20 protein-coding genes and 1 pseudogene are annotated in these 23,458 nt (G+C 71.6%); 6 read left to right on the forward strand and 15 right to left on the reverse strand.

Annotated features, from left to right (window positions below):
* The first annotated feature begins 68 nt into the window (after positions 1–68).
* Positions 69–2,090 (forward strand): O-antigen ligase family protein, encoded by a 2,022-nt coding sequence (locus ACGFZN_RS02710; protein ID WP_393856630.1) that lies wholly within the window; start codon positions 69–71, stop codon positions 2,088–2,090.
* The gene (locus ACGFZN_RS02715; RefSeq protein WP_393856631.1) at positions 2,087–2,986 is read left to right on the forward strand and encodes a glycosyltransferase family 2 protein; all 900 of its coding nucleotides are present in this window, start codon (positions 2,087–2,089) and stop codon (positions 2,984–2,986) included. The genes ACGFZN_RS02710 and ACGFZN_RS02715 overlap by 4 nt, the downstream gene beginning before the upstream one ends.
* A 30-nt stretch (positions 2,987–3,016) precedes the next feature.
* Here the strand turns inward: ACGFZN_RS02715 and ACGFZN_RS02720 are convergent, their stop codons facing one another.
* From ACGFZN_RS02720 to ACGFZN_RS02785, 14 genes and pseudogenes are all read right to left on the reverse strand, one after another.
* A complete protein-coding gene (locus ACGFZN_RS02720; RefSeq protein WP_393856632.1) occupies positions 3,017–4,000 on the reverse strand; it encodes a class I SAM-dependent methyltransferase in 984 nt (327 codons plus the stop codon).
* On the reverse strand, positions 3,994–4,671 hold the full coding sequence (locus ACGFZN_RS02725; protein ID WP_393856633.1) for a class I SAM-dependent methyltransferase: 678 nt from the start codon (positions 4,669–4,671) through the stop codon (positions 3,994–3,996). Before ACGFZN_RS02725 ends, ACGFZN_RS02720 begins: the two co-directional genes overlap by 7 nt.
* Positions 4,672–4,733: 62 nt before the next feature.
* Positions 4,734–5,534, reverse strand: a complete 801-nt coding sequence (locus ACGFZN_RS02730; protein ID WP_393856634.1) for a glycosyltransferase family 2 protein — start codon at positions 5,532–5,534, stop codon at positions 4,734–4,736.
* Positions 5,531–6,604 carry a hypothetical protein gene (locus tag ACGFZN_RS02735; RefSeq protein ID WP_393856635.1) on the reverse strand — a complete coding sequence of 358 codons (1,074 nt, stop codon included), beginning with the start codon at positions 6,602–6,604 and terminating at the stop codon, positions 5,531–5,533. The genes ACGFZN_RS02730 and ACGFZN_RS02735 overlap by 4 nt, the downstream gene beginning before the upstream one ends.
* 5 nt (positions 6,605–6,609) lie before the next feature.
* Positions 6,610–8,178 carry an oligosaccharide flippase family protein gene (locus ACGFZN_RS02740; protein WP_393856636.1) on the reverse strand — a complete coding sequence of 523 codons (1,569 nt, stop codon included), beginning with the start codon at positions 8,176–8,178 and terminating at the stop codon, positions 6,610–6,612.
* Positions 8,141–8,998, reverse strand: a complete 858-nt coding sequence (locus ACGFZN_RS02745; RefSeq protein ID WP_393856637.1) for a chain length determinant protein — start codon at positions 8,996–8,998, stop codon at positions 8,141–8,143. The genes ACGFZN_RS02740 and ACGFZN_RS02745 overlap by 38 nt, the downstream gene beginning before the upstream one ends.
* 51 nt (positions 8,999–9,049) lie before the next feature.
* Positions 9,050–10,165, reverse strand: a complete 1,116-nt coding sequence (wecB, locus tag ACGFZN_RS02750) for a non-hydrolyzing UDP-N-acetylglucosamine 2-epimerase (RefSeq protein ID WP_393856638.1) — start codon at positions 10,163–10,165, stop codon at positions 9,050–9,052.
* 3 nt (positions 10,166–10,168) lie between these two features.
* Complete coding sequence (locus tag ACGFZN_RS02755; RefSeq protein ID WP_393856639.1) at positions 10,169–11,428, reverse strand: nucleotide sugar dehydrogenase; 1,260 nt, start codon at positions 11,426–11,428, stop codon at positions 10,169–10,171.
* A complete protein-coding gene (locus tag ACGFZN_RS02760; protein WP_393856640.1) occupies positions 11,428–12,198 on the reverse strand; it encodes a WecB/TagA/CpsF family glycosyltransferase in 771 nt (256 codons plus the stop codon). The genes ACGFZN_RS02755 and ACGFZN_RS02760 overlap by 1 nt, the downstream gene beginning before the upstream one ends.
* Positions 12,195–13,367, reverse strand: a complete 1,173-nt coding sequence (locus ACGFZN_RS02765) for a hypothetical protein (protein ID WP_393856641.1) — start codon at positions 13,365–13,367, stop codon at positions 12,195–12,197. Before ACGFZN_RS02765 ends, ACGFZN_RS02760 begins: the two co-directional genes overlap by 4 nt.
* A gap of 305 nt (positions 13,368–13,672) precedes the next feature.
* Positions 13,673–14,272 carry an acyltransferase gene (locus ACGFZN_RS02770; protein WP_393856642.1) on the reverse strand — a complete coding sequence of 200 codons (600 nt, stop codon included), beginning with the start codon at positions 14,270–14,272 and terminating at the stop codon, positions 13,673–13,675.
* Positions 14,273–14,338: 66 nt separating this feature from the next.
* Positions 14,339–15,406, reverse strand: coding sequence for a glucose-1-phosphate thymidylyltransferase (locus ACGFZN_RS02775; protein WP_393856643.1), 1,068 nt, complete (start codon positions 15,404–15,406; stop codon positions 14,339–14,341).
* Positions 15,407–15,658: 252 nt separating this feature from the next.
* A pseudogene (locus ACGFZN_RS02780) lies at positions 15,659–16,305 on the reverse strand (hypothetical protein); the annotation flags it as partial.
* 37 nt (positions 16,306–16,342) lie between these two features.
* The gene (locus tag ACGFZN_RS02785; RefSeq protein ID WP_393856644.1) at positions 16,343–16,915 is read right to left on the reverse strand and encodes a dihydrofolate reductase family protein; all 573 of its coding nucleotides are present in this window, start codon (positions 16,913–16,915) and stop codon (positions 16,343–16,345) included.
* Between the two features lie 147 nt (positions 16,916–17,062).
* On the opposite strand from ACGFZN_RS02785, the gene ACGFZN_RS02790 reads away from it, so the two are divergent.
* Both ACGFZN_RS02790 and ACGFZN_RS02795 read left to right on the forward strand, forming a co-directional pair.
* Positions 17,063–17,563 (forward strand): DUF3592 domain-containing protein, encoded by a 501-nt coding sequence (locus tag ACGFZN_RS02790; RefSeq protein WP_393856645.1) that lies wholly within the window; start codon positions 17,063–17,065, stop codon positions 17,561–17,563.
* A 277-nt stretch (positions 17,564–17,840) separates the two neighbouring features.
* Positions 17,841–19,124, forward strand: a complete 1,284-nt coding sequence (locus tag ACGFZN_RS02795; protein ID WP_393856646.1) for a DUF5933 domain-containing protein — start codon at positions 17,841–17,843, stop codon at positions 19,122–19,124.
* Between the two features lie 82 nt (positions 19,125–19,206).
* Here the strand turns inward: ACGFZN_RS02795 and ACGFZN_RS02800 are convergent, their stop codons facing one another.
* Positions 19,207–19,899, reverse strand: a complete 693-nt coding sequence (locus ACGFZN_RS02800) for a DUF899 domain-containing protein (RefSeq protein WP_393856647.1) — start codon at positions 19,897–19,899, stop codon at positions 19,207–19,209.
* Positions 19,900–20,284: 385 nt separating this feature from the next.
* On the opposite strand from ACGFZN_RS02800, the gene ACGFZN_RS02805 reads away from it, so the two are divergent.
* On the forward strand, positions 20,285–20,662 hold the full coding sequence (locus tag ACGFZN_RS02805; RefSeq protein WP_393856648.1) for a hypothetical protein: 378 nt from the start codon (positions 20,285–20,287) through the stop codon (positions 20,660–20,662).
* A 302-nt stretch (positions 20,663–20,964) separates the two neighbouring features.
* The gene (locus ACGFZN_RS02810) at positions 20,965–23,367 is read left to right on the forward strand and encodes a glycoside hydrolase family 65 protein (protein ID WP_393856649.1); all 2,403 of its coding nucleotides are present in this window, start codon (positions 20,965–20,967) and stop codon (positions 23,365–23,367) included.
* Positions 23,368–23,458 lie beyond the last annotated feature (91 nt).

Here is a 23,458-nt window from a genome sequence, read left to right on the forward strand (position 1 = left end):
GGGGATTCCTTCCGTCGGCACCGATCCTCGCAGGCGCACGGGCGGTTCGCCACCAAAAGGGAGATCTCATGAGCCTTGCCGACCTTTTGGCGATCATGCGCAGGCGCTGGTACTTCATGGTGCCGCTCACGCTGCTCAGCGTCCTCGCCGGCGGATACCTGTACCGGACCATCCCGGTCTCCTACGAGTCGCAGAGCTCCGTCACGCTCCTCGACTCCACCGCGATCGCCGATCTCGCCCCGACCTTCGGCAACCCCCTGTCGAACGCGGGAGGTTCACTGGTGGTGACGGCCGACGTGCTGATCAGGACGCTCCAGTCCAGCGACTCGGCGAAGGAACTGCACTCCCGCGGCGTCACCGACCAGTACACGGTCGGTTTCGCGCCGCAGGCCGACAGCCCGCTGCTCACCCTGAGCGTCACCGGCACCGACCGGGCGAAGGTGCTCCGGGAGACCACCACCCTCACCAAGTTCACCGGGGAGCAGCTCAAGGCCCTGCAGGCCGCGTCGAAGGTGCCGGCCGTGTACGCGGTGCAGACCGCGCCGGTGGTCCTGCCGCAGACCCCGGTCTCCCAGTCCAAGGGCCGCTACCAGGGCATCGCGGCGGTCGTCATCGTCGGCATGGTCGGCGCGTTCCTGCTGTCCATCCTCGCCGAGGGCGTCGCGGTGGTCCGCCGCCGCGGACGCGCCCTGGCCGGGTACGTACCCCGGCGCCACCGCGCCCGGCCGCCCGAGCGCCCCAAGGGCCTGCTCGTGCGGAGGCTGGACGCCACGACCGTCCTCACCGGCTATCTGGTGCTGGCCTTCTTCATCCCGTCGAACCTCACCCTGCCCGCGCTCGGCGGCGTCGGCACCCCGGCCAACGTCTTCGCCCTGCTGGGACTTCTGTGGTACCTCGCCACCTGGCTCGGCGGCCGCATCCTCCCGGCGCCGGGCACCAGGCTGCCGCGCGTGGCGATGTGCGTGCTCGCCGCCGCCGTGCTGCTGTCGTACCTCGCGGAGGCCACACGCGACAGCTCCCACGAGGAGGTCCTCGGCGCCGACCGCGGGCTCATCGGGCTCGGCGTGTGGGTGGCGCTGGTGGTGCTGGCCTCGGCCGGCATCCAGGAGCGCGGCCGGCTGGAGACCCTGATGCGCCGCCTCGTCGTCCTGGGCACGGTCGTCGCCCTGATCGGCTACTACGACTTCTTCGCCGCGACCAACATCGCCGACTCCATCCACATCCCCGGCCTGCACTCCAGCACCGCCGGGATCAGCGCGATGGGCCGCGGCTCCTTCACCCGGCCGCGCTCCACCACCGCCCATCCGCTGGAGTTCGGCGGGATGCTGGCCATCCTCGTGCCCTTCGCCGTCCACCAGGCGTTCGATCCGGTACGGCGGCACGCCGGGGCGCTGCGCCGCTGGGCCCCGGTGGCGATCATGGCGGGTGCGCTGCCGCTCACGGTGTCCCGGACGTCCATCATCGGCGTCTTCATCGTGATCCTGGTGATGGTGCCCCGCTGGAAGCCGCAGCGGCGCTGGGCCGCGATCGGGCTGATCCTCGGCTCGGTCGCCGGCTTCAAGGTGATCATTCCGGGGCTGATCGGAACCATCACCGGCCTGTTCGCCAGCTTCCTGTCCAACTCCGACAGCAGCACCCAGGCACGCACCGTGAAGTACAGCGCGATCGTGCCCTACCTCAGCGAACGCCCCTGGTTCGGGCGGGGGTTCGGCACCTTCACGCCCGACCTGTACTTCTTCACCGACAACCAGTACATGCTGACCCTGGCCGAGACGGGCGTGGTGGGCCTGGTGGCGCTGCTCGTCCTGTTCGTCACCGGGATCCACACCGGCGGTGCCATCCGCCGGCTCGCCCGCACCGAGTCCGACCGGGAACTCGGGCAGGCGTTCCTCGCCTCCGCGCTGGTCGCCCTGGTCATCAGCGCCACCTTCGACGCGCTCAGCTTCCCCATGTACGCGGGCATGTTCTTCCTGACCCTCGGCGCCGGCGGAAGCTACCTCGGCTTCGTCCGCCGCGAGGCGGCCGCCGCCGCCCTTCCCGCTCCACGCCCGGCATCCGACCGGCTTCCCCACCTCGCGGAGTCCCGATGAGCCCTGTCGCCGTCCTCGTCGTCACCTGGAACAGCGCCTCGGTGCTCCCCGGGTTCCTCGCCGCGCTCCCCGACGGCATGGCCGGCCTCGACTGGCGGCTCGTCGTCGCCGACAACGCCTCCCGCGACGACACCGTCGAGGTGCTGCGGAGGCTGGCACCCGAGGCCACGGTCGTCCAGACCGGACGCAACGCCGGATACGCGGCCGGTGTCAACGCGGCGCTGGGCGCGGCCGGCGAGTACGGCGCCGTCCTCGTCTGCAACCCGGACATCCGCATGCGGCAGGGCTGCGCCAAACGCCTCGTCGGCCGGCTCGGGCACGGCGTGGGGATCGCCGTACCCCTTCTCTACGAGGAGGGCCGGGACACGCCGCACCACTCGCTGCGCCGCGAGTCGAGCGTGCTGCGCGCCCTGGGCGAGGCCGTCATCGGCAACACCCGGGCGGGCCGCTTCCCGGCCCTGAGCGAACTCGTCACCGACCCGGCCGCGTACCGGCGTCCCACCCGGGCCGACTGGGCGACCGGCGCGCTCATGGCCGTCTCGGGGGAGTGCCTGGCCGCGTGCGGCCCCTGGGACGAGTCCTTCTTCCTGTACTCGGAGGAGACGGAGTTCTGCCTGCGGGCACGCGACCGGGGGTACGCCACACAGCTCGAGCCCGGCGCCGAAGCCGTCCACCTGGGCGGCGACTCCCAGGTGTCACCCCGTCTGTGGACCCTGCTCACCCTCAACCGGGTCCGCCTGTACCGGCGTCGTCACGGCCCCCTGGCCACGGCCGTGTTCCGCGCCGCGGTCCTGCTCCGGGAGACCTCCCGCGCCGTGCTGGGCCGCCCGGCCAGCCGAGCGGCCGCGGCGGCCCTGCTCCGACCGGGCGCGCTGCGCGGGACGCCGGGGCCGTGACGGGCCTCCCGAAGGGACTCATCGCCGTCCTCAGGCAGGGCTCCGTCGCCGGCACACCATCGCGACGAAGTCGTGCCCCACGTCCTTCAACGCGGCGTCCTCCATCGCGAAGCACCGCTCCAGCAGCGCCAGCGTCTCCGGCTCCTGGTCACGGAAGTTGTGCGCGATCCCGGAGAACGCGATGTGCAGCACCGTGCCGCCGTAGGGCCGTTCCTCCACGACCTCGAAATGCCGCCGCAGCCCGGGCAGCAGGGAAGCGGCGTCGACCGCTTCCGAGGGGTCGTCCAGCACCATCGACAGCCTGCTGGGCCGCACGACCCGCCGCTTGATCCGCCCGTCGGCCAACCGCCGCCGCTCCTCGGGCAGGATGGCCAGCAGCGCGTTGGCCGCATCCAGCTGCCCGTCGCTCCACTGGAACCGGGTCGGCCCGACGAACTCGTCCACCACGAACAGCCCGTCCGGCTCGATGAGCCGGGCCAGCCGCGGCAGCGTCTCGTCGAGGTGGTCGAAGTGGTGCAGCGACTGCAGGCCCAGCAGGACGTCGAAGCGTTCCCCGTCGCCGGTCATCCGGTGGACGTCGGTGACCCGGAAGCGCAGCATGTCGGCGAGCCCGTGCTCGGCGGCGGCGCGGGTGGCGAAGCCGATGCGCTCCGGCGCCACGTCCACGCCCTGAAGCAGGGAGAACGCACCGGTCTTCGCCCACAGCAGCTCGTTGCCGCCGGTGCCGCACCCCAGGGACAGGCCGCGCAGCCCGGTGCGCGGCGCGAAGTGCTTCGCGGCGACGTACGCGGGGAACGAGGTGTCCGCGTCACCGGTCATCAGCAGGTTCCACCGCTTGATCACCGCCGGTATCGCCCACCACTCGGTCAGCGACGGGTCGACCTGGGACCAGTGCCGGACCACGCGCGCGCCGCCGCGCACCCGCAGCTTGGCGAGCACCCGGTCGAGTTCCCGCTTGCGCACCTTGCGCAGCAGCCGGTCCGCGTCGTGCCTGTTGACCAGGTTGTTCAGCATCCCGGCTCCCTCCGCACGGCGATGAGCGACTTCGTCACGCCGAGCACCCGCTCGCCGAGCAGCGCCGACCGCGGGAACAGGTGGCGCATCTCGGCGCGGGTCAGCAGCTCGATGCCGATCACGGCGTTCATCGCCGACTCGGCGCTGTCGGGGCGGCTGTGGACGAGCGGCCAGTGCCGCACCAGACGCGCCCTGGCGGCCAGGGGAAGGAACTGGAAGCCGGGCGCCACGAAGTGCGGCTCGACCGGGAAGTAGCGGTACGGCGTCTGGATCCAGTGCAGCGGCGCCAGCTGCTCGACGGCCGCGACGAACTTCCGGCGCTGGCTCGGGCCGCCCACGTGCTCGATGGTCGAGTTGGAGAACACCAGGTCGTAGCCGCCGCTGCCGCTCAGTTCGGCGGCGACCGCCGGATCGGTGACGTCGGCGACCTCCGCGGTGATCCAGTCGGGCAGCTCGGCGGGGTGCTCCTCCAGGTTGATCAGGTGGACGTGCTTGGCGCGCACCGGTGCGCGCAGCCACATCTCGGCCGTCCCGCCCAGGTCCACGACGCGCATGCTCTCGATGCCGGGGAAGCAGCGCCGGAACCGTTCCCAGCGGGCGGTGCGCAGTCGTTCGCCCAGCGAGCCGGGCGCGTCGACGAATCTGTTTCTGAGGGCGCGGGACTGGGGCATGGCATCGACCACCTGACGTCGGAGCGGAAGAGGAGCGGAACAGGAGTGCAGGGCACGGGCCGTCACCAGTCCGTGTAGAAGCTGGCCGGGTTCACCAGGTACCGGACGGTCGGATGCGGCACGTGCAGCACCCGGTGGCCGCGGCCGTAGCGGCGGATCAGCTCCCAGTCCTCCCGGGGCAGCACCCGAGGTGTGCGGCGCAGCCGGCTGAAGTGCAGGGAGCGGGTGCGGCGGGCGACGAAGGCGTTGGTGTCCAGGAAGGCCTCGCGGGCGGCCCGGCGCCGGTCGAACGGCACCGACAGGACGTCCTTCTCGCTGCCGTCGGGCAGGACGCGGCGCAGCGCCGTGTAGACGCCGTCGGGGCCGCCGGGGGACCGGAGGACCGCCAGCGCTCTTTCCAGGTGGTCGGGTTCCCACCGGTTGTCGTCGTCCAGGAAGGCCACGTAAGGCGAGCGGGTGAGGCGGATGCCCACGTTGCGCACGACGCCCGCGACAGCGGTGTTGCGGGTCAGCGAGACGGCGAACAGCCGCGGGTCGGCGGGCAGTTCGGGCAGTCCGGCGCCGTCGTCGACCACGATGACGACCTGGTCGCGCACCGTCTGGTCCAGGGCCGAGCGCACGGCGGCGCGCAGCGCCTCCGGGCGCCGGTGCGTGGCGATCACCGTCGCGACCAGCGCCGAGGGCGGTGCCGGCAGGACGGCGGCCAGCCGCCGGGTCTCGGCGTCCTCGATACGGCGCAGCCGCACCGCGGAGGGCGCGAGCAGGAGCTTGTTCCTGGCCTCGAAGAGGACCAGCCAGCCGAACGCCGCCTTCAGCAGCGTCCAGGGCGCCCGCGCGGCGCGGCGCGCCAGGGCCGCGCTCACGAGGACGGCTCCGGGGTGACGGGCCGGCCGTCGGACATCCGGTTGTCGCGCCACACGTTTCCGGCGCCGCCCGCGTTCCAGTGGCCGACCACGCCGTAGCCGCCGGAGACGGGGTGGTACTGCGTGGAGAAGACGTTGCCGGTGACCCTGATCCCGGTGGCGCCCGTGTCCCCGCCGTAGAGGGCGTATGCGCCGCCCGCGATCCAGTTGTGGTCGACGGTGACGTTGCGGACCACTCCGGTGTCCGCGAACAGGCCGATGCTGCCTGAGGCCCCTTGTTTCAGGCTCGTTGGGTTCAGCAGGGTGTTGTGGCGGATGATCAGCTGCCCGGTGTTGCCGCCGCCGCTGATCACGGCGTTGGTGTGCTGCCACTCGCCGCCCTGGTTGACGAACGGGACGATGTCGTGGACGTAGTTGTCGTGCAGATGGCCCTGCCCCATGGACAGGGCGTCCCCGAACACCGAGACGTCGCACCAGCCGACCTCGATGGAGCTGCCTCCCATGTTGGACACCGCGTAGTCCACGCCGCCGTTGTCGGGCCCCTTGCCGGGCACGGCGGTGATGGTGGAGTGCAGCACCCGCAGGCCGTGGTAGCCGGGGCGCAGGTTGACGCCCCACCAGTTGTCGGAGGTGATCTTCGTGTCGATGACGGTGACGTCGTTCGCGTAGACGTCGAGCGAGCCGGTGATGTCCCAGCCGCGTATGACCAGCCCGTCGGTGCGGACGGCCAGATACCCGGTCCTGTGGGGTTTGAGCGGGATACGGGGCCCGGTCGTACGGGCGTCGGGGAAGCCGCAGGCGGCCGGAGAGGAACAGGCGGCCCCCGCCCCGGCCCCCGTAGCGGTCCCGGTCGCGGGAGTGCGGGAGGGGCCACCCGCGCCGGGCGTGCCGGACGCCGCCGAGGGCTGCACCGACGCGGAGGGCGGCGCGGCGGAGCGCGTCGGCGCCTTGACGTGATCGGGCTCGGGACGGATGACCGGATGCGTACTCGAGCAGGCCGCGCACAGGGCCGTGAGCAGGGCGGCGAGCAGCACTCCGACGAGCGGGCTGCGGCTGGTACGTCGTGGCATCCGGCTCACCTCGTGTCCTGTCGGGCCGATCGCACCGGTGCGGGCGACCGGTGCCGGCCGCGTCGGGGCCGGTCGGCGCGGGCGGTGCCGCGCAGGAAGTCCAGGCTGGGCAGGACGCACACCGTGTAGCCGGCCAGGGCCAGCGCGCCGACGGCGAGGAGCGCGAACCGGCCGTCGCCGAGCGGACGCTCCAGGCCGAGGACGACCGCGGCCATCACCGCCCCGCCGAGGAACGGCCACGCGCAGGCCCTGGCGACGTGGCCGACGCCGATGCCGCCACGGCGCAGGGCGATCAGGAACACGGGCACCACCAGGCCGCCGGCGACCAGCACATGGCCCTGCGACACGCCGACGATGCCGTTGAGGCGGGCGGCGACCACGAGCGCCGGGACCAGGGCCGCCAGCCACAGGCCCTGCACCAGGAAGAGCGCACGGCGCTGCCCGGTCGCCACCAGGCAGTCGTAGGCGAGTTCGCTGCCGATGCGGATCAGGCCGAGGGCCATCAGCCAGGGCAGCGCGGCGGCGGCGGGGGTCCACCGGTCGCCGTAGATCAGCCGGATGACCGGTTCCGCGAGCGCGGCCGGCAGCACGCACAGCGGGACGGTGGCGGTGATCAGCACGCCCAGGGCGCGGCTGAAGCCCCGCGCGAGCGCCTGCGGCGAGCCGGCCAGGCGGGAGAACCCGGCGAAGGACACCCGGCGGGCGGCCTCGGAGATGATCCGCACGGGCCAGCCTGAGATGTTGAAGGCGAGCACGTAGAACCCCAGGGACACGTTGCCCAGCGTCGCGCCCACCACCATGGTGTCGACGTTGACCACCGCCAGGGCCAGCAGACTCGCCCCCGCGAGCGGAAGCCCGAACCTGAGCAGCGCCCGGGCCTGTTGCGGGTCCCAGCCGAACCGCAGGGTGCCCGGCGCCGCAAGACAGCAGCCGACCAGCGTGACGACGTTGCCCGTCACGGCGCCCACGGCGAAGCTCATCGCGCCCCAGCCGGCGAAGGCCAGCAGCAGCGTCACCGCGGTGGCGACCACGAAGTTCAGCCCGTCGACGATCAGCCGCCTGCGCTGGGCGAACTCGCGGGTGAGGAAGCCGCCGGGCACCTGTGCCACCCCGTCGATCACCACGCACAGGCACATCACCCGCAGCACGCCCGCGGCGTCCGGCGAGCCGAGCAGGCCGGCCACCGCCGGAGCGGCCGCGAACAGGGCCGCGTACAGCAGGCCGCTGGAGACGGTGCTGAGGGTGAGGACGGTCGGCGCGAACCGCCGCGCGTCCCCCTCCCAGCGCACGATGGCCAGGCCCACGCCCAGCTCGTTCGCGGACAGCAGGACCAGCAGCACGGTCTGGGCGACGCCGTACACGCCCCAGGCCGCGGGGCCCAGGGCGAAGCGGGCCAGCACGATGCCGGTCGCGAAGTTGCCCAGGCGCAGGACGACGGTGTTGATCAGGCTCCACCGGGCCGCCGAACGGACCTTTCGGCCGAGGGAGTCGGGAGCCACGGATGCGGCGGGGGGAGGAGCGGGGGCGCCGCTCGTCTCACCGGTCTCGCTCTCCGGTGCGCGGGCGGTGTCCATGAGTCGACTCCTCGTCGAGCGGCTCGGCGGTGGACGCCACGGCCAGGGCGTGCCGGGGCGATGGGGGCTCTGCGGCGGCCGGACCGTCCTTCGCGGACCGCGACCAGCTCGGCGGCCGCCGGATGGCGAGCGTCTCGTCCACGGCGGGCTCCCCGGCCGGCGCGGCGGGTGTGGGCGTCTCCCGCTCCGGCGCGGGCGTCTCCTGTGCCGGCGCGGCCGGGCGCGGCCTCAAGCGCGCCTCCACGTAGAACACGGCGACCAGGCTGAGCACCAGGCCCAGGCAGCCCGCCATGACCAGGTACTCGATCCGGGTCTTGGTCTGCGCCACCGGGCTCTGCGGGGGCACGATGGTCGTCATCCGGATCATGGCCTTCGGGGCGACCGACTGCTGCTTCTGGAACTGCTCCAGCCGCTCCTTGGCGTACCCGGTCAGGATCTTGTCCGAGGCCAGGACGGCGGCCTTGTCGGTGCCGGTGACGGTGAGCCAGAGCAGCGGCCCCTGGGCGTTGTCGGCGAGCTTGGCCGTGAACGTGCCCGTGGCGCCACGGGACTTCAGCTCCCGGAGCGAGTCGTCGGAGTCGAGGTTGCGGGCCAGGCTGTCGGCCATGCCGGTGAGCGAGGTCTGGGTGCTGAGGAAGGGGTTGCCGTCGTAGGCGACGGTGGCCTTCTGGGAGTTCAGCAGCACCACCGTGCTCTGCGACTGGTAGGTGACCGGGACCATCAGGCCGGCGCCCACGATCAGGCCGGCGGTCAGCAGCAGCCCGGGCAGCAGCACGTACCAGCGCCTGCGCATGACACGGAAGATCTCAGCGAGATCCATGGTGGTCCCCCCTGGCGGCCCGGTGTTCGACGAACGTATGTGGCAAGCGGATCATATGGGGAGCGTTCGGTCGGTGGGCCTGGGCCGGCTGCTCGCCGTGCCTCCCTCCAGCAGGACGTCGGCGATACGGTCGCTCGCCCGGCCGTCCCACAGGCCGGGCCGGCGCGGCGCGGGCGGGTCGTCCAGCACCCGGTGCACAGTGGCCACGACGCGCGCCGGGTCCCGGCCGGCCAGCACGTTGGTGCCCTGCTCGACGGTGACGGGCCGCTCGGTGTTGTCCCGGAGGGTCACGCAGGGCACGCCGAGCGCGGTGGTCTCCTCCTGCACGCCGCCGGAGTCGGTCAGCACCACACGGGCGGAGTTCTGCAGGGCGATGAAGTCCAGGTATCCGGCGGGCGGTACCAGCCGGACGCCTCCGGGGACGCCGATCTCGGTCAGCCGCTTGGAGGCGCGCGGGTGCACGGGCAGCAGCAGCGGGCAGCGGCCGGCGATCTCGCCGAGGGCCTTCAGCAGTCCGGCGAGGACCTCCGGATCGTCCACGTTGGCCGGGCGGTGCAGGGTGACCAGGCCGTACCCGCCCCTGGTCAGCCCGTACCGGGCGAGGACGCCGGAGGTCCTGGCGCGGTCCAGGTTGGCCAGCAGCGTGTCGATCATGACGTTGCCGACGAGGTGGATCTGGTCCTCCCGGTACCCCTCCGCGCGCAGGTTCTCCACGGCGTCGGGGGAGGGGGCCAGCAGATGGTCGCTGACGCGGTCGGTGACGACGCGGTTGACCTCCTCCGGCATGCTCCAGTCACGGCTGCGCAGGCCCGCCTCGACATGGGCCAGCAACGGGCCGGCCTTGGCGGTGACCAGGGCGCAGGCCAGGGTGGAGTTGATGTCGCCGACCACGACCACGATGTCCGGCGACACCTCGGCGAGGAGGGGCTCGAACGCGGTCATCACGCGGCCGGTCTGCTCGGCGTGGCTGCCGGAGCCGACGCCGAGGAAGCGGTCGGGGGGACGGATGCCGAGGTCGGCGAAGAACACGTCGTTCATGGCCGGGTCGTAGTGCTGACCGGTGTGCACGAGGACCACCTCGGCGCCCCGGCGCTCCAGGGCGTCCATCACCGGTTTGATCTTCATGTAGTTGGGGCGCGCCCCGGCGACGCAGACGATGCGCGGCATGGTTCAGAGCACCTCGATGGTGGGTCCGGACGCCAGCCGCCGACGGCAGTCGAGGACGAACGGGGCGTGTGAGGCGATGAGTTCGTAGTCGAAGCTGTCGTGGTCGGTGAGCAGCACCACCACGTCGGCGGCCGCCAGTTCCTCGGGCGTCGGGTCGACCCGCACCAGCCGGGTGTCCACCGGCAGGCTCTCCACGACGTGCGGGTCGGCCGCCTTGACCTGTGCCCCCATGTCGAGCAGCAGCTGGCAGACGCGCAGGGCGGGCGACTCGCGCGCGTCGCCGGTGTTCTTCTTGTACGCAAGGCCCAGCAGCAGGATCTGCGAGCCGTTGACGGAGCGGCGCCGTGCGTTGAACAACTCGCCGATGCGGCGGGCCACGTACTCCGGCATGTGGTTGTTGATGTCGTTGGCCAGCTCCACGAACCGGAAGCTCTGCCCGAGTTCGCGCTGCACCCGCCAGGACAGGTACGACGGGTCGATCGGCAGGCAGTGGCCTCCGACGCCCGGCCCGGGCGTGAACCTCATGAAGCCGAAGGGCTTGGTGGAGGCGGCGTCGATGGCCTGCCAGACGTCGATGCCCAGGTGGTGCGCGAACATCGCGATCTCGTTGACCAGCGCGATGTTCACATGCCGGAAGGTGTTCTCCAGCAGCTTGGCGAGTTCGGCTTCCTTGGGCGAGTCCACCGGCACGGTGGTGTCGACGAGTCCGGCGTAGAAGCCCTGTACGGCTTCGAGCGAGGCCGCGTCGATGCCGGAGACGACCTTCGGGGTCTCCTGGAAACCCCAGACGCTGTTTCCGGGGTCGATCCGCTCCGGGCTGTAGCCGAGGTGGAAGTCGGCGCCGGCGGTGAGCCCCGAGCCGTCCTCCAGGATCGGGCCGAACAGCTCCTGGGTGGTGCCCGGATAGGTGGTCGACTCCAGCACCACGGTGGCCCCGGGCCGCAGATAGCGGGCCAGGGTGACCGCCGACTCCTTGATGTACCGCAGGTCGGGCGTGCCCTCGTGCAGCGGGGTCGGCACGGTCACCACGGCGACGTCGAAACCGCCGCAGTCCCGGGCCGCGTCGCTCGCACGGTAGGTGCCCGCGTCCAGTGCCGCGCGGATCCGCTCGGAGGAGACGTCCTCGACGAACGACTCGCCCGCGGCCAGGGTCTTCACCCGCCGAGCGTCGACATCGTAGCCGATCACCTCGTGCCCGACCTCGGCCGCGCGCACGGCCAGCGGCAGGCCGACGTATCCCTGTCCCACCACGACGACGCGCATCAGTGACTCCTGTTCGCGGAAGCGGGTGACGGAGTGAGCCGCAGGAACTCACGCGCCGTCATGAGGACGAAGGCGGCGTTGGTGCTCAGATAGCGCCGGCCGAGCCGGCGCGGCTCCTGCAGCGCGCGGTACAGCCACTCCAGGCCCCACCGCTGCCAGGACCGGGGGGCGCGCCGGGTGACGCCGGCCAGGATGTCGAAGGAGCCGCCGACCCCGTGCACGACGCGGGCGCCGGTGCGGGCGCCGTATCCGGCGGTGAAGATCTCCTTCTTCGGCGAGGTCATGCCGAGGAAGAGCATGTGGGCGCCGCTGCGGGCGACCGCGTCCGCCACCTGCCCCTGCTCGGAGTCGTCGAAGTAGCCGTTCCGGCTGCCGGCCACCCGCAGGGCGGGGAAGCGGACGGCCACCCGGCGCAGCATCTCCTCCAGCACGTCCTGCCGGGCGCCGAGGAAGTACACCGCGATGCCCGCCGACTCCGCCTCGGCCAGCAGCCGCAGGAACAGGTCGATGCCGGCCACCCGTTCCGGCAGCGGGGCGCGCAGTATCCGGCCGGCCCACACCACGGCCTGCCCGTCGGCGAGGACGAGGTCGCAGCCGGACACGGCGCGGGCCAGCCGGGGGTCGCGCCGCATGTTCACCAGCTTGGCGGCGTTGACCACGCCGATCTCCAACTGCCTGTCGTCCCGCACCGCTTCCAGACAGCGCCGCACCGTCTCGTCCATGGTCAGCGGGTCCAGCTGGACCCCGAACAGCGTCCGGCGCGCGCTCATATGCGGCCTCCCTGCCAGGCGTGCAGCATCCAGCCGAACTCGTACGGCCGGCATTCGCGGTCCACGGACAGCGGGCGGTACATCCGGTCCAGGGACTTCAGCCGGAGTCCGGGAGCGACCCGGGTGCCCAGTCCCCGCGCGGCGCGCACGGCCTTGCGGGGATCGCCCCGGTGGACCTTGCGCCAGGTGACGCCGAGCGCGTCGAGGATCAACGGCTCGCGGTGCTGGGGGCGTTCGGCGAGTTCGGGCACGTCCGTCATCCAGCGCAGCCCCTTGCGGATCGCCGCGCCGAAGTCCGCGCCGCCGGCGTCGGCGAGGTCGAACAGCGCCGTCGGCGCCATCGCGTGCTGGTGGACGCTGTAGACCGGGTAGCCCTCGATCACTGCGCCGGTGCGCGCGTCGTAGTGCCACCACCACTGCCCGCCGTCGCCCTGCAGGGCGCAGATCCGCGCCGCACACGCCTCGGCGGCGGCCAGCGCCTCCGGATCGCCGCCCCCGCCGACGGCGGCGTGCGCGCGGGCCAGCGCCTGCAAGGGGTACGTCTGGTCGGCGAAGCAGCTCACGTGCGCCCGGTACCAGGGCACCAGGCCGGGGCCGGTGGCGTGCGGGAACAGCGGGCTGTCGCCGATCCGGGAGCGCAGCAGACGGTCACGGGCGGCGGTGAGGCGGGCGTCCACGTCGACGGTGTCGCACGCCGCCGCGAGCGCGGACAGCACCCACGCCGCCTCGACGGTGTACTGGGGCCGCCCCGGCTCGTCCAGGGCGTCCACCTGGGCGAGGGCGTCGGACAGTTTGGGGTGTCCGGTCTCGGCCGCGGCCCAGGAGATCAGTGCCGCGTCACCGAGGTTGGCCACCGCGGGCAGCGACTCGACCAGCAGGCCCGTGAACTCCTCGGCGGTACGGCCGCCGAGCACCGCGCGCTGGCGGTCCTCAGGCAGGAAGCGGGCCCCGAGTGCGGTGATGGCCGCGTACCGGATGCTGGTGCCGCGCCGCTGCAGGACCCAGGAGCCGTCGGGCGCCCGCCGGCCGGCCATGGTGAAGGCGAAGGCCTCCGAGCCGGGCAGCAGCATCGACGGAAGCCCCGACTCGGCGACGGAGAGCAGGCGTTGGGCGAGCGCGAGCAGTGACGGTTCCTCACGACCGAGCGCCGCCAGACGTGTGATGGTCATCTTCTGGGCACACCAACCCCCCTGTGGGTCCTCTTCGTGCGCAGCCTTGTGATCGCCGCGTCGCGGAAGACCACGCGGCGGAGGGAGTACGTAGAACGTCAGCCGTCAGGCGTCCGAGCGGTCGTCACTCCTCGCTACAGACACAGGTGTCCTCACCCGGTAACCCCCCCTGGGCACTGGTTTTGTGTGCTCACCGTGCCGAATCTGCACACTTCGCACACACGTTACGCCCGCACGTGTTCGAGGCGTGGCGTTTTAGGAGAATCAGAAAATCGTACTTATGTGGTGTGCTGTCCCGCGCGCTCTCATGCGCGCTCGACGAGTTCGCCGTCCTTCTCGTCGTACAGCGCCCCCGTCTCCAGGCACTGCCAGCGGCCCGGCTCGCCCTCCCGCTCGACCAGCCGTACGCCGGCCCGGCCCACCCAGCCGATCCGGCGCGCCGGGACGCCCGCCACGAGCCCGAAGTCCGGCACGTCCCGGGTCACCACCGCACCCGCCGCGACCAGCGCCCAGCGCCCCACGCGCACGGGGGCCACGCACACCGAACGGGCGCCCAGCGACGCCCCCTCGCCCACGACCACCGCGACGGCCTCCCAGTCGCCCCCGCGCTTCAGCCTGCCCTCCGGGTCCACCGAGCGCGGGAAGTAGTCGTTGGTGAGCACCGCCGCCGGGCCGACGAACGCCCCGTCGCCGAGCACGGCGGGTTCGTAGACCAGTGCGTAGTTCTGCAGCTTGACGTTGTCGCCGATCCGCACCCCCGGACCGACGTACGCTCCGCGCCCCACGATGCATCCGCTGCCCAGCCGGGCGTCCTCCCGTATCTGGGCCAGATCCCACACCGTCGTGCCGTCACCGAGCGTTGCTGTCTCGTCGACCTGAGCGGTCGGCCGGATCCTGAAGTCCACCGCGCTGAACCCTTCTTCTCGTCGAGCGGAGCCGGAGAACGCCCTTGTGGGGACAGGGCGGTCCCGTCATGAGGCGATCTGCACCTTGCTGTGGTCGCCGAGGACGAGACGGTGGGCGGCCGGTTTGCGGGGCGCGGGGGTGACCTCGACGTTACGGCCGATGAGGGAGGCCTCCACCCGCCGGACACCGGTCACGGAGGAGTCGCGCAGCACGATCGAGTACTCGATCTCGCTGTCCTCGATCCGGCAGTCCCCGGCGATCGAGGTGAAGGGGCCGACGTACGAGTCGGTGATCACGGTGTTCGCGCCGACGACCACCGGGCCCACGATCCGGCTGCCGGTGACCTTCGCCCCGGCCTCGATCCGCACCCGGCCGATGATCTCGCTGTCGCCGTCGACCGTCCCGTCGATCCGGCGCTCCAGGCTTTCCAGCACCGAGCGGTTCACCTCGAGCATGTCGGTGACGTTCCCGGTGTCCTTCCAGTACCCGGAGATCGTCGTGGACCGTACGTCGCGTCCGGCGTCGATCAGCCACTGGATCGCGTCGGTGATCTCCAGCTCGCCGCGCGCGGAGGGCTTGATGGCGCGTACGGCCTCGTGCACCGCGGGGGAGAAGAGGTACACGCCGACCAGTGCGAGTTCGCTCTTGGGGTGCCGGGGCTTCTCCTCCAGGCCGATCACCTGACCGTCCGCGTCCAGCTCGGCCACGCCGAACTCGGTGGGGTTCGGCACCTTCGTCAGCAGGATCTGCGCGTCGGGCCGCTCGGCGCGGAAGCCCTCCACCAGGTCCGTGATGCCGCCGACGACGAAGTTGTCGCCGAGGTACATCACGAAGTCGTCCTCGCCCAGGTAGTCGCGCGCGATCAGCACCGCATGGGCCAGCCCGAGCGGCGCCTCCTGCGGGATGTAGGTGACGTCGAGGCCGAACGCGGAACCGTCGCCGACCGCCTCGCGGATCTCCTCGGCGGTGTCCCCGACGATGATCCCGACCTCGGTGATGCCGGCCTCGGCGATCGCCTCGAGACCGTAGAAGAGCACCGGTTTGTTCGCGACCGGTACCAGCTGCTTGGCCGAGGTATGGGTGATGGGCCGCAAACGGGTACCTGACCCACCAGACAACAAAAGTGCCTTCATATGTTCACCCTACTTATCCCGGTCGCATCGACGGAGGGATTCCGCACACCTGTGCCCCTACGAGGCGGGGGCGTCGCGGTACCGGTGACAAGCGGGGGCAGCCGATCAGGGGCGCTCTGCGACCCGGCGCCGGGGGAGGGGAGGGGTCGCGTGACCCCGCACCGGAGCCCGCACCGGCCTCCGGCGGCCCCGCCTGGCGCGGGACCGCCGGCGGCCACAAGCAGGCGGCGAGGAAACCGAAGAGGCTGGATTCAGGGCCCGCAGCCGCGTCGGTTCCTGGAGGGTGACGTCACCGCCGGGGAGCGCGCAGGCCGGCCGGAGCACGTCGGTAGGCCGTCCTCAACCAGCGGCGTGCTGCTGCCCGCCAACGCCAGGTACAGCGCGGTGAGTTCCTCCTCGGCGGCGCCGCCGAGGTGCAGGACCGTCAGGCGGTCGTCCGCTGGGGTGATCAGCTCGTCGTGCCGGGCGAGCATCTCCGCGTACATGTGCTGGTAGGTGCCGTACGAAGGGAGCGTGAGCAGGTCTACCAGCCCGGTGTCGAGCTGCTCCAGCGTGCTCGCATGCGTCCGGTCGTCGGCGAGGGCCCCGGCGATGCACGACGTCCAGAAGCCGACGGTGTCGGGCACGTTGGCCGGGAAGTCGATGAAGTACACGTTGTGCCGCACTTGGTCGCCGGCCATCTCCCGCACGGTGTCCGGCGTCGCCACGGCGGTGTCGGCCACCGACGGCCCGGACAGCCGCGACAGGTGCTCCAGCAGCTCGGCCGACAGCTTGAAGCCCACGGACATCAGTGCGGCGCCGAACTGCCGCGCCGCGACGGCGCCTTCGCCGGCGGGTCCCGCGGGAGCGGGGAGGCGGTGGGTGTGCCGGATGACCAGGGATTCGAGACGGCCGACCATTCCGGCGTGATGCCCTGTCGGCCGCTCCGCCAAAGGATCAGTGGATGACGTCGAAGACCTGCTTCTGCAGCCCGTTGGCGTAGACCTCGTGCTCGGTCAGCCGCAGCTTCTGGGCGTCCTTGTCGGTGGTGCTGAACAGGCGCTTGCCGGCGCCGAGGAGGAGCGGGAAGACGAGGAGGTGGTAGCGGTCGACGAGGCCGGCGTCGGACAGGCCGTGGTTCAGGGCGGCGCTGCCGTGGACGATGATCGGGCCGCCCTCGGTCCGCTTGAGCGCGGCGACGTCGTCGAGGGAGCGCAGGATGGTGGTCTCGCCCCAGTTGGACACCAGGTCGTCGTCGGTGAGCGTGGTGGAGACGACGTACTTGGGCATCGACCGGTAGTCGGCGAACTCCTCCATGTCCGGCCAGACCGGGCTGAACACCTGGTAGCTGACCCGTCCGAGGAGCATCGCCGTGGCTTCCTTCTGTTCCCGGCCCTTGATCTCGTAGGCCTCCGGGAGGAACTCGATGTCCTTGAACGTCCAGCCGGCGTTGCGGTAGCCGGGCTCGCCGCCGGGGGCCTCGACGACTCCGTCGAGCGAGACGAAGGCGGTGCTGATCAGGGTACGCATGAGGGCTCCTCGGGCTTCGGGTCCGGTTTCGCTGCCCTCAGCCTGCTACCGACAAATAAAATTGTCAAGGCAACTTTTACTGTCGGTTGCTCCGGGGCACCACCCCGTCGTGGGTGGCTGGTGCGCGGCGCCGGATAGCGTGGCCGTGTGAAGACCGGTACGCGTACGAGGAACTGGGCCCGCCCTGTCGTCGCCCTCGTGATGGCGCTGTTCGGAGTGGGCGTCCTGGCCGCGAACATCGTCGAGGTGGTGCAGGGCGATCACCGGATCTCGGCGCTGCGCGCGCATGGACGCCGGGTCCCCGGCGACGCCTTGGTGCTGCACACGTGCTCGTCGGGCCGGGGCGCCGGGTGTTCCACGAGCGCGGTGTGGCTCAGCTTCCACGACGCCGGGGGGCTGTCCCGGTTCGCCGCCGAACCCCGCCTGGCCCACGCCCTGTACGTACCGAACGGCCCGAGGGACGCCGAGGGCCACATCCGCACCACGGTGGTCTACGACCCCGCGCACCCGGACGACGCGCAGGCGGCCGGCGTGCTCAGGTGGAACGCGTGGGACCTGATCGAGCAGCGATGGCTGGCGCTCGCCGTCGGCGCCGTGCCGGCCGTCGCCGGAGCGGCGGCCCTCGCCGGCGAACGGTTCCGCGCCTGACCGGACCGGCGCGGAACCGGGGGAGCCCCGTCGCCGCCGAGTCGTCAGCCGAAATCAGGGAAATCCACCCGCGCCCCTCCGGTAACATGATCGAAATCATGATCAGTGACCGCATTGCCCGCTCGTCGCACGGAAAACCGTGCCGATGGACGTGAAGGGCGGCCTATGTGAATAAAACCTACCCAAATCGGCCGGACAATTGATATCTAGAGCATCGCGCGCGTTGTCGCGAATCAATGGCGGAATCAACGTCGCCGCATGGCGTCAACCTCAGGTGATGCTGCGGGCCGTGGCAGTGGTGGTGGTCCTCGGATTCCTCGTCGCACTGGAGATCGCCGCGCGTCGCTACGGCCTGCCCGGGCCGATCACCAATCAGGTGAAAGAGGTGATATTGCCCCCGAAGTCGGGATTTCTGCTGTACGCGAGTATGGCGTTGATGATGGTGGTGCTCACCTGGCGGCAACGAATGATCGCGGCCGCTGCCGCGATCGGCATCGACGCCGTCTTCTTCCTGGTGCGGCGGGCGGTGGGATTCTCCATCACCGAAGGCCATCCGTTCGGCAACGGGGCCCTGTGGGTGATGCTCGGTTGCGCGGCCATCGCCGTCACGCGCCGCACAGGGCCGGAACGCACCCTGCTGCTCAAGGGCGTCGGCCTGGGCCTGCTGCTGGTGACCGGCCGCAAGGCCGGAGACACCTGGCTGCTCATCACGTCGAAGACCCGCCCGACGGTGCTGGACCAGTACGTCGCGACCGTCGATCACGCGCTCGGCAACCCGTCCTGGCTGGCCGGCCGCGCCGTCGCCGCCACCGGTCCGATAGGCGCCCACCTTCTCGACTACGTCTACGCCCAGCTCGCCGTGGCCGCAGCCGTCGTAGCGATGTACCAGCTGCGCCATGTGGCGGTCGAACGCCGATTCCCGCGCCACCATCTGGTCCGCACGTTTCTGGTCATCGGCCTTCTGGGGCCGGCCGTCTACATGGTTTTCCCGGTGGTCGGGCCGGTCTTCGCCTACGGCGCCGAGGGCGGGCACTGGGCGGTGTCCGCCCTGTGGCCCCATACACCGCCGCCGGTCCATCCGCCGCACCCGATGCCGTTCGACGAAATCACCCCGCGCAACTGCATGCCCAGCCTGCACACGGCGTGGGCCACGGCGATTTTCGTCCATTCCCGCAAAGGCCCGCGATGGCTTCGTTTCGCAGGCACCTTCTGGCTGGTCGCCACACTCGCCGCGACGCTGGGATTCGGTTACCACTACGGCGCGGATCTCGTCGCGGGGGTCGTCTTCTCGCTCACCGTCGAGGCGGCCCTGCGCTCGCTCGAACGGGGCTGGGACCGGTCGGGCACCCTGCTCGTCGCACACGGCGCCACGGCATTCGCCGCGCTGCTGCTCTCCTACCGCTGCCTCCCGACGGAGATGGCCGCACACCCGTGGGCGTACGGACCGCTGCTCCTGCTGACGATGGCCTCGGTCGTCCACGGCTACATCCGCACGACCCGAGTGTGGGAACCCGGCACCGCGCCCGCACTGCGCCCGGAACCGCAGCCCGAACCCGTCTGAGGCGGGTCGCGGCAAAAGGCAGCGCGCGAGCGCGATGGCACCGATGCCGCCAGGGACCGCGAAAGGCCACCCGGCGGCATGGCTACACGGGCTGTTCCGTCCCGTAGAGCGCCGCGATCTCCTCCGAGGAACTCCACCGGCTGTAGGTCGGATCCTGCGGCCAGCCGTCGGGCGAGTCCTGCCATTCCTCCTGCCGGCCGTACGGCAGCACGTCGATCAGCGCGAAGGAGTGGCTGAGCTGCTCGACACCACGACCGGTGGTGTGCCAGCTGCGGTAGACGGTGTCCCCGTCACGGAGGAAGACGTTGACGGCGAACCCGCCGCCGGGCGGCGCGCCGACATCGCTGCCGAAGGGGCTGTTCGCCGTGGAATACCACTCCATCCGGTTGCCGACCCGCCGCTTGTAGGCGAGCGCCTCGTCGATCGGCCCCTGGGTGACGACGACGAACCGGGCGTCGTAGGCGTCCAGGAACTCCAGCCGGGTGAACTGCGACGTGAAGCCGGTGCAGCCCGGGCACTGCCACTGCTTGCCGGGGAACCACATGTGGTTGTAGACGATCAGCTGCGTCCTGCCGTCGAAGACGTCCACCAGCCGAACCGGGCCGCTCTCACCCTCGAGGGTGTACTCGGGCATCCTCACCATGGGCAGGCGGCGACGCTGGGCGGCGATCGCGTCGAGTTCCCGGGTCGCGGCCTTCTCCCGGGCGCGCAGGGCGTCCAGCTCCCGCTGCCAGGTCTCGGCGTCGACGACGGGCGGTAGCGCTTTGATGCTCATGGTCCCTCACTGTCGTGTGCGCGGAATTGCGGTCCTCAGGGGTGGACCGCGCCGGGCCGCCGGACTCATCGGTCCGCAGCCCGCGGGACCGGAACCGGGATGCCACGAGAAACAGCCCGCCGGCCGGGCACAGTGCCTCGCTGCCCGGCCCCGGGCTGTGCAGACATGGTGATCGAACACCGTGGACAGCGACCGGTCGTACCCGACTCCGCGTACGTGGCTTCGACAGCCGTGCTGCGCGGCGCGGTGGTTCTGGATGAGCGGGCGCGCGTGCTGCACGGGGCCGTCCTGACCGCCGAGGACGGCGAGGTGCGCACCGGACGGGACGTAGTGATCACGGAGAACGCCCTGGTCCGGGGCAGGGCGAACCATCCGGCCGTGCTGGGTGAACGCGGTGCTGGTCGGACCGCACGCCCATGTCAACGGCGCGCGCGTCGAGGACGAGGTCTTCGTGGCGACCGGGGCGTCGATGTTCCTGGGATCCGTGGCCGGGAGAGGCTCGGAGCTGCGGATCAACAGCGTCCTGCACGTGAATTCCACGCTGCCGCCGGACAGCGTGGTGCCCATCGGCTGGATCGCCGCCGGTGACCCGGCCCGGCTGTTCTCCCCGGACCAGCACGCCGAACTCTGGGAGGAGCAACAGCGCCTGGACTTCCCCGGCACCGTCCACGGCGTGCCGCGGGGCACGTCCATGCGCACCCTCATGGCCCGGCAGGCGGACTTCTACGGGGCGCACCGGGACGACCGGCCGCTGTCCGGCTGAGCCGCCGTCGGCGGTCACACCGGGGAGGACGGGCCCCGCCACGTGACCGGCGGAGCCACCCGCCGGACTCGACCGGGCGGGTGCCTTCCAGCGTGCCGTGCCGCGGCCTGGCACGGGGGCTCGCGCACCGCCTTCTAGCCTGGCGGCATGCTGGGGTTTCCCGTGCGCGCCCGCGCCTGCCTGCCCGCCCTCGACGCAGTACTCACCCGGACCCCGAAAGGCCAAGCCACCGCGAGGACCTGTAACGAGACGTCCGGCGCCGGTTGCCAGGGGCGTGGCCCGGCCGAGCCTCTGGAGGACCGGTGATCACCCACCCCTGCTTCGCGGTCGAGCCGTGGAGCCTGCGCGAGACCGAGCTGAGCCTGGACGTGCTCGCCCAGAGCGAATCGGTGTTCGCCCTCTCCAACGGCCACATCGGATGGCGGGGCAACCTCGACGAGGGAGAACCGCACGGACTGCCCGGCTCCTATCTCAACGGCGTCCACGAACGGCATCCACTGCCCTACGCGGAAGCCGGATACGGATACCCCGAGTCCGGCCAGACGATGATCAACGTCACCGACGGCAAGATCATCCGTCTGCTGGTCGACGACCACCCGTTCGATCTGCGCTACGGCAGGCTGGTCGCACACGAGCGGGTCCTGGACTTCCGCTCGGGCATCCTCAGCCGCACCGCACGGTGGACGTCACCCGGCGGCCGTACGGTACGGATCGCCTCCCAGCGACTGGTGTCCTTCACTCAGCGCGCGGTGGCCGCGGTGGTGTACGAGATCGAGCCGGTCGACGGACCGGCCACGGTGGCGCTGCAGTCCGAGCTCGTCGCCAACGAACAGCTTCCCCGTTTCCAGGGGGACCCACGAGTCGCCGCGGCGACCGAGTCACCGCTGATGCCCGAGGAGCACTTCGCGCAGGACACCCGGCTACGGCTGGTGCACTGCACGGAGCGGAGCGGGCTGCGGGTGGGCGCGGCGGCCGACCACCTGATCGACGGGCCCGAGAGCGTCCGGTGGACGGCGCAGAGCGAACCCGACGTCAGCCGTCTGACGGTGACCGCGGATCTGGTGCCCGGACAACCGCTGCGGCTGGTGAAGTTCGTGGCCTATGGCTGGTCGGGGGAGCGCTCGCTGCCCGCCGTGCACGACCAGGTGGACGGAGCGGTGGCGGGCGCCATGGGCACCGGCTGGAAGGGACTGGTGGCAGCCCAGCGGTCGTACCTGGACCGTTTCTGGGCCGGCGCGGACGTCGAGGTCGAGGGTGACGCACAGATCCAGCAGGCGGTGCGTTTCGCCCTCTTCCACGTGCTCCAGGCCGCCGCCCGCGGCGAGAACAGGGCGATCCCCGCCAAGGGCCTGACCGGAACCGGGTACGACGGACACTCCTTCTGGGACACCGAGTCCTATGTGCTGCCCGTCCTGACGTTCACCGCGCCCGAGACCGTCTCCTCGGCCTTGCGGTGGCGGCACAGGACGCTGCCCCAGGCGCGCGAACGTGCCCGCCAACTCGGCCTGTCCGGGGCGGTGTTCCCCTGGCGCACCATCGACGGCCCCGAGTGCTCCGCCTACTGGCCGGCCGGGACCGCCGCCTTCCACATCAACGCCGACATCGCCATGGCCGTCGTACGGTACGTCGAGGTGACCGGCGACGAGGAGTTCGAGCGGGGCGAGGGCCTCGACCTCCTCGTGGACACCGCCAGGCTGTGGCGCACCCTCGGACACCACGACACGCAAGGGGTGTTCCACATCGACGGGGTCACCGGACCCGACGAGTACAGCGCGATCACCCGCGACAACCTGTACACCAACCTGATGGTCCAGCGGAACTTCCGCGCCGCCGCGGACGCGGCGGCGCGCCATCCCGAACGGGCCGCCGAACTCGGAGTCGGCGACGAGGAGACGGCGGCCTGGCGGGACGCAGCGGCGCGCATGGCGGCGCCGTACAACGAATCCCTCGGCGTCCACGAACAGTCGGCCGGCTTCACCAGCCTGCAACGGTGGGACTTCGAGGCGACCCCGCCGGAGGACTACCCGCTGCTGCTGCACTACCCCTACTTCGACCTGTACCGCAAGCAGGTCGTGAAGCAGGCCGACCTGGTGCTGGCGATGATGGAGTGCCCGGACGCCTTCACCGAGGAGCAGAAAGCCCGCAACTTCGCGTACTACGAAGCGCTGACCGTCCGGGACTCGTCCCTGTCGGCGTGCTGCCAGGCGGTCCTCGCGGCTGAGACCGGCCATCTGCGACTGGCCTACGCCTACCTCGCCGAGGCCGCGCTGATGGACCTGGACGACCTGGAGCACAACACCCGTGACGGGCTGCACATCGCCTCCCTGGCCGGGACCTGGATCGCCCTGGTCGCGGGTTTCGGCGGCATGCGCCGAAGCACCGGCGGCGCCGGGGGACCGGAACGGCTCGCGTTCGCCCCGCGCCTGCCGGAGGCGCTGTCCCGGGTGGCGTTCACCGTGCTGGTGCGCGGCCGCAGGCTGAAAGCCGACATCGGTCCGGCCCATGCGCGGTACCGGCTGCTCGAGGGCGAGCCGCTGGTCGTGCTGCACCATGGGGAACCGGTGACCGTGACGGCCGACGCGACGGCCGAGCGCCGGATCCCGCCCTCGCCCACGCTCCCCGAACCGCAACAGCCGCCGGGCCGCCGCCCGTTCGGCGTGCTGTCCGGGGACGCGGAGCGGGACGGGCCGGCGGCACACGACTAGTACTCCAGCAGCGGTTCGCTATCTGGCCTGGTCAGAGGCATCGTCGGGAGTGTAGTGGGCTGGTGGCATGTCAGGGGCGGTCTTGGCGGAC

Source organism: Streptomyces sp. NPDC048192 (assembly GCF_043202415.1).
In the GTDB taxonomy this organism is placed as follows: domain Bacteria; phylum Actinomycetota; class Actinomycetes; order Streptomycetales; family Streptomycetaceae; genus Streptomyces.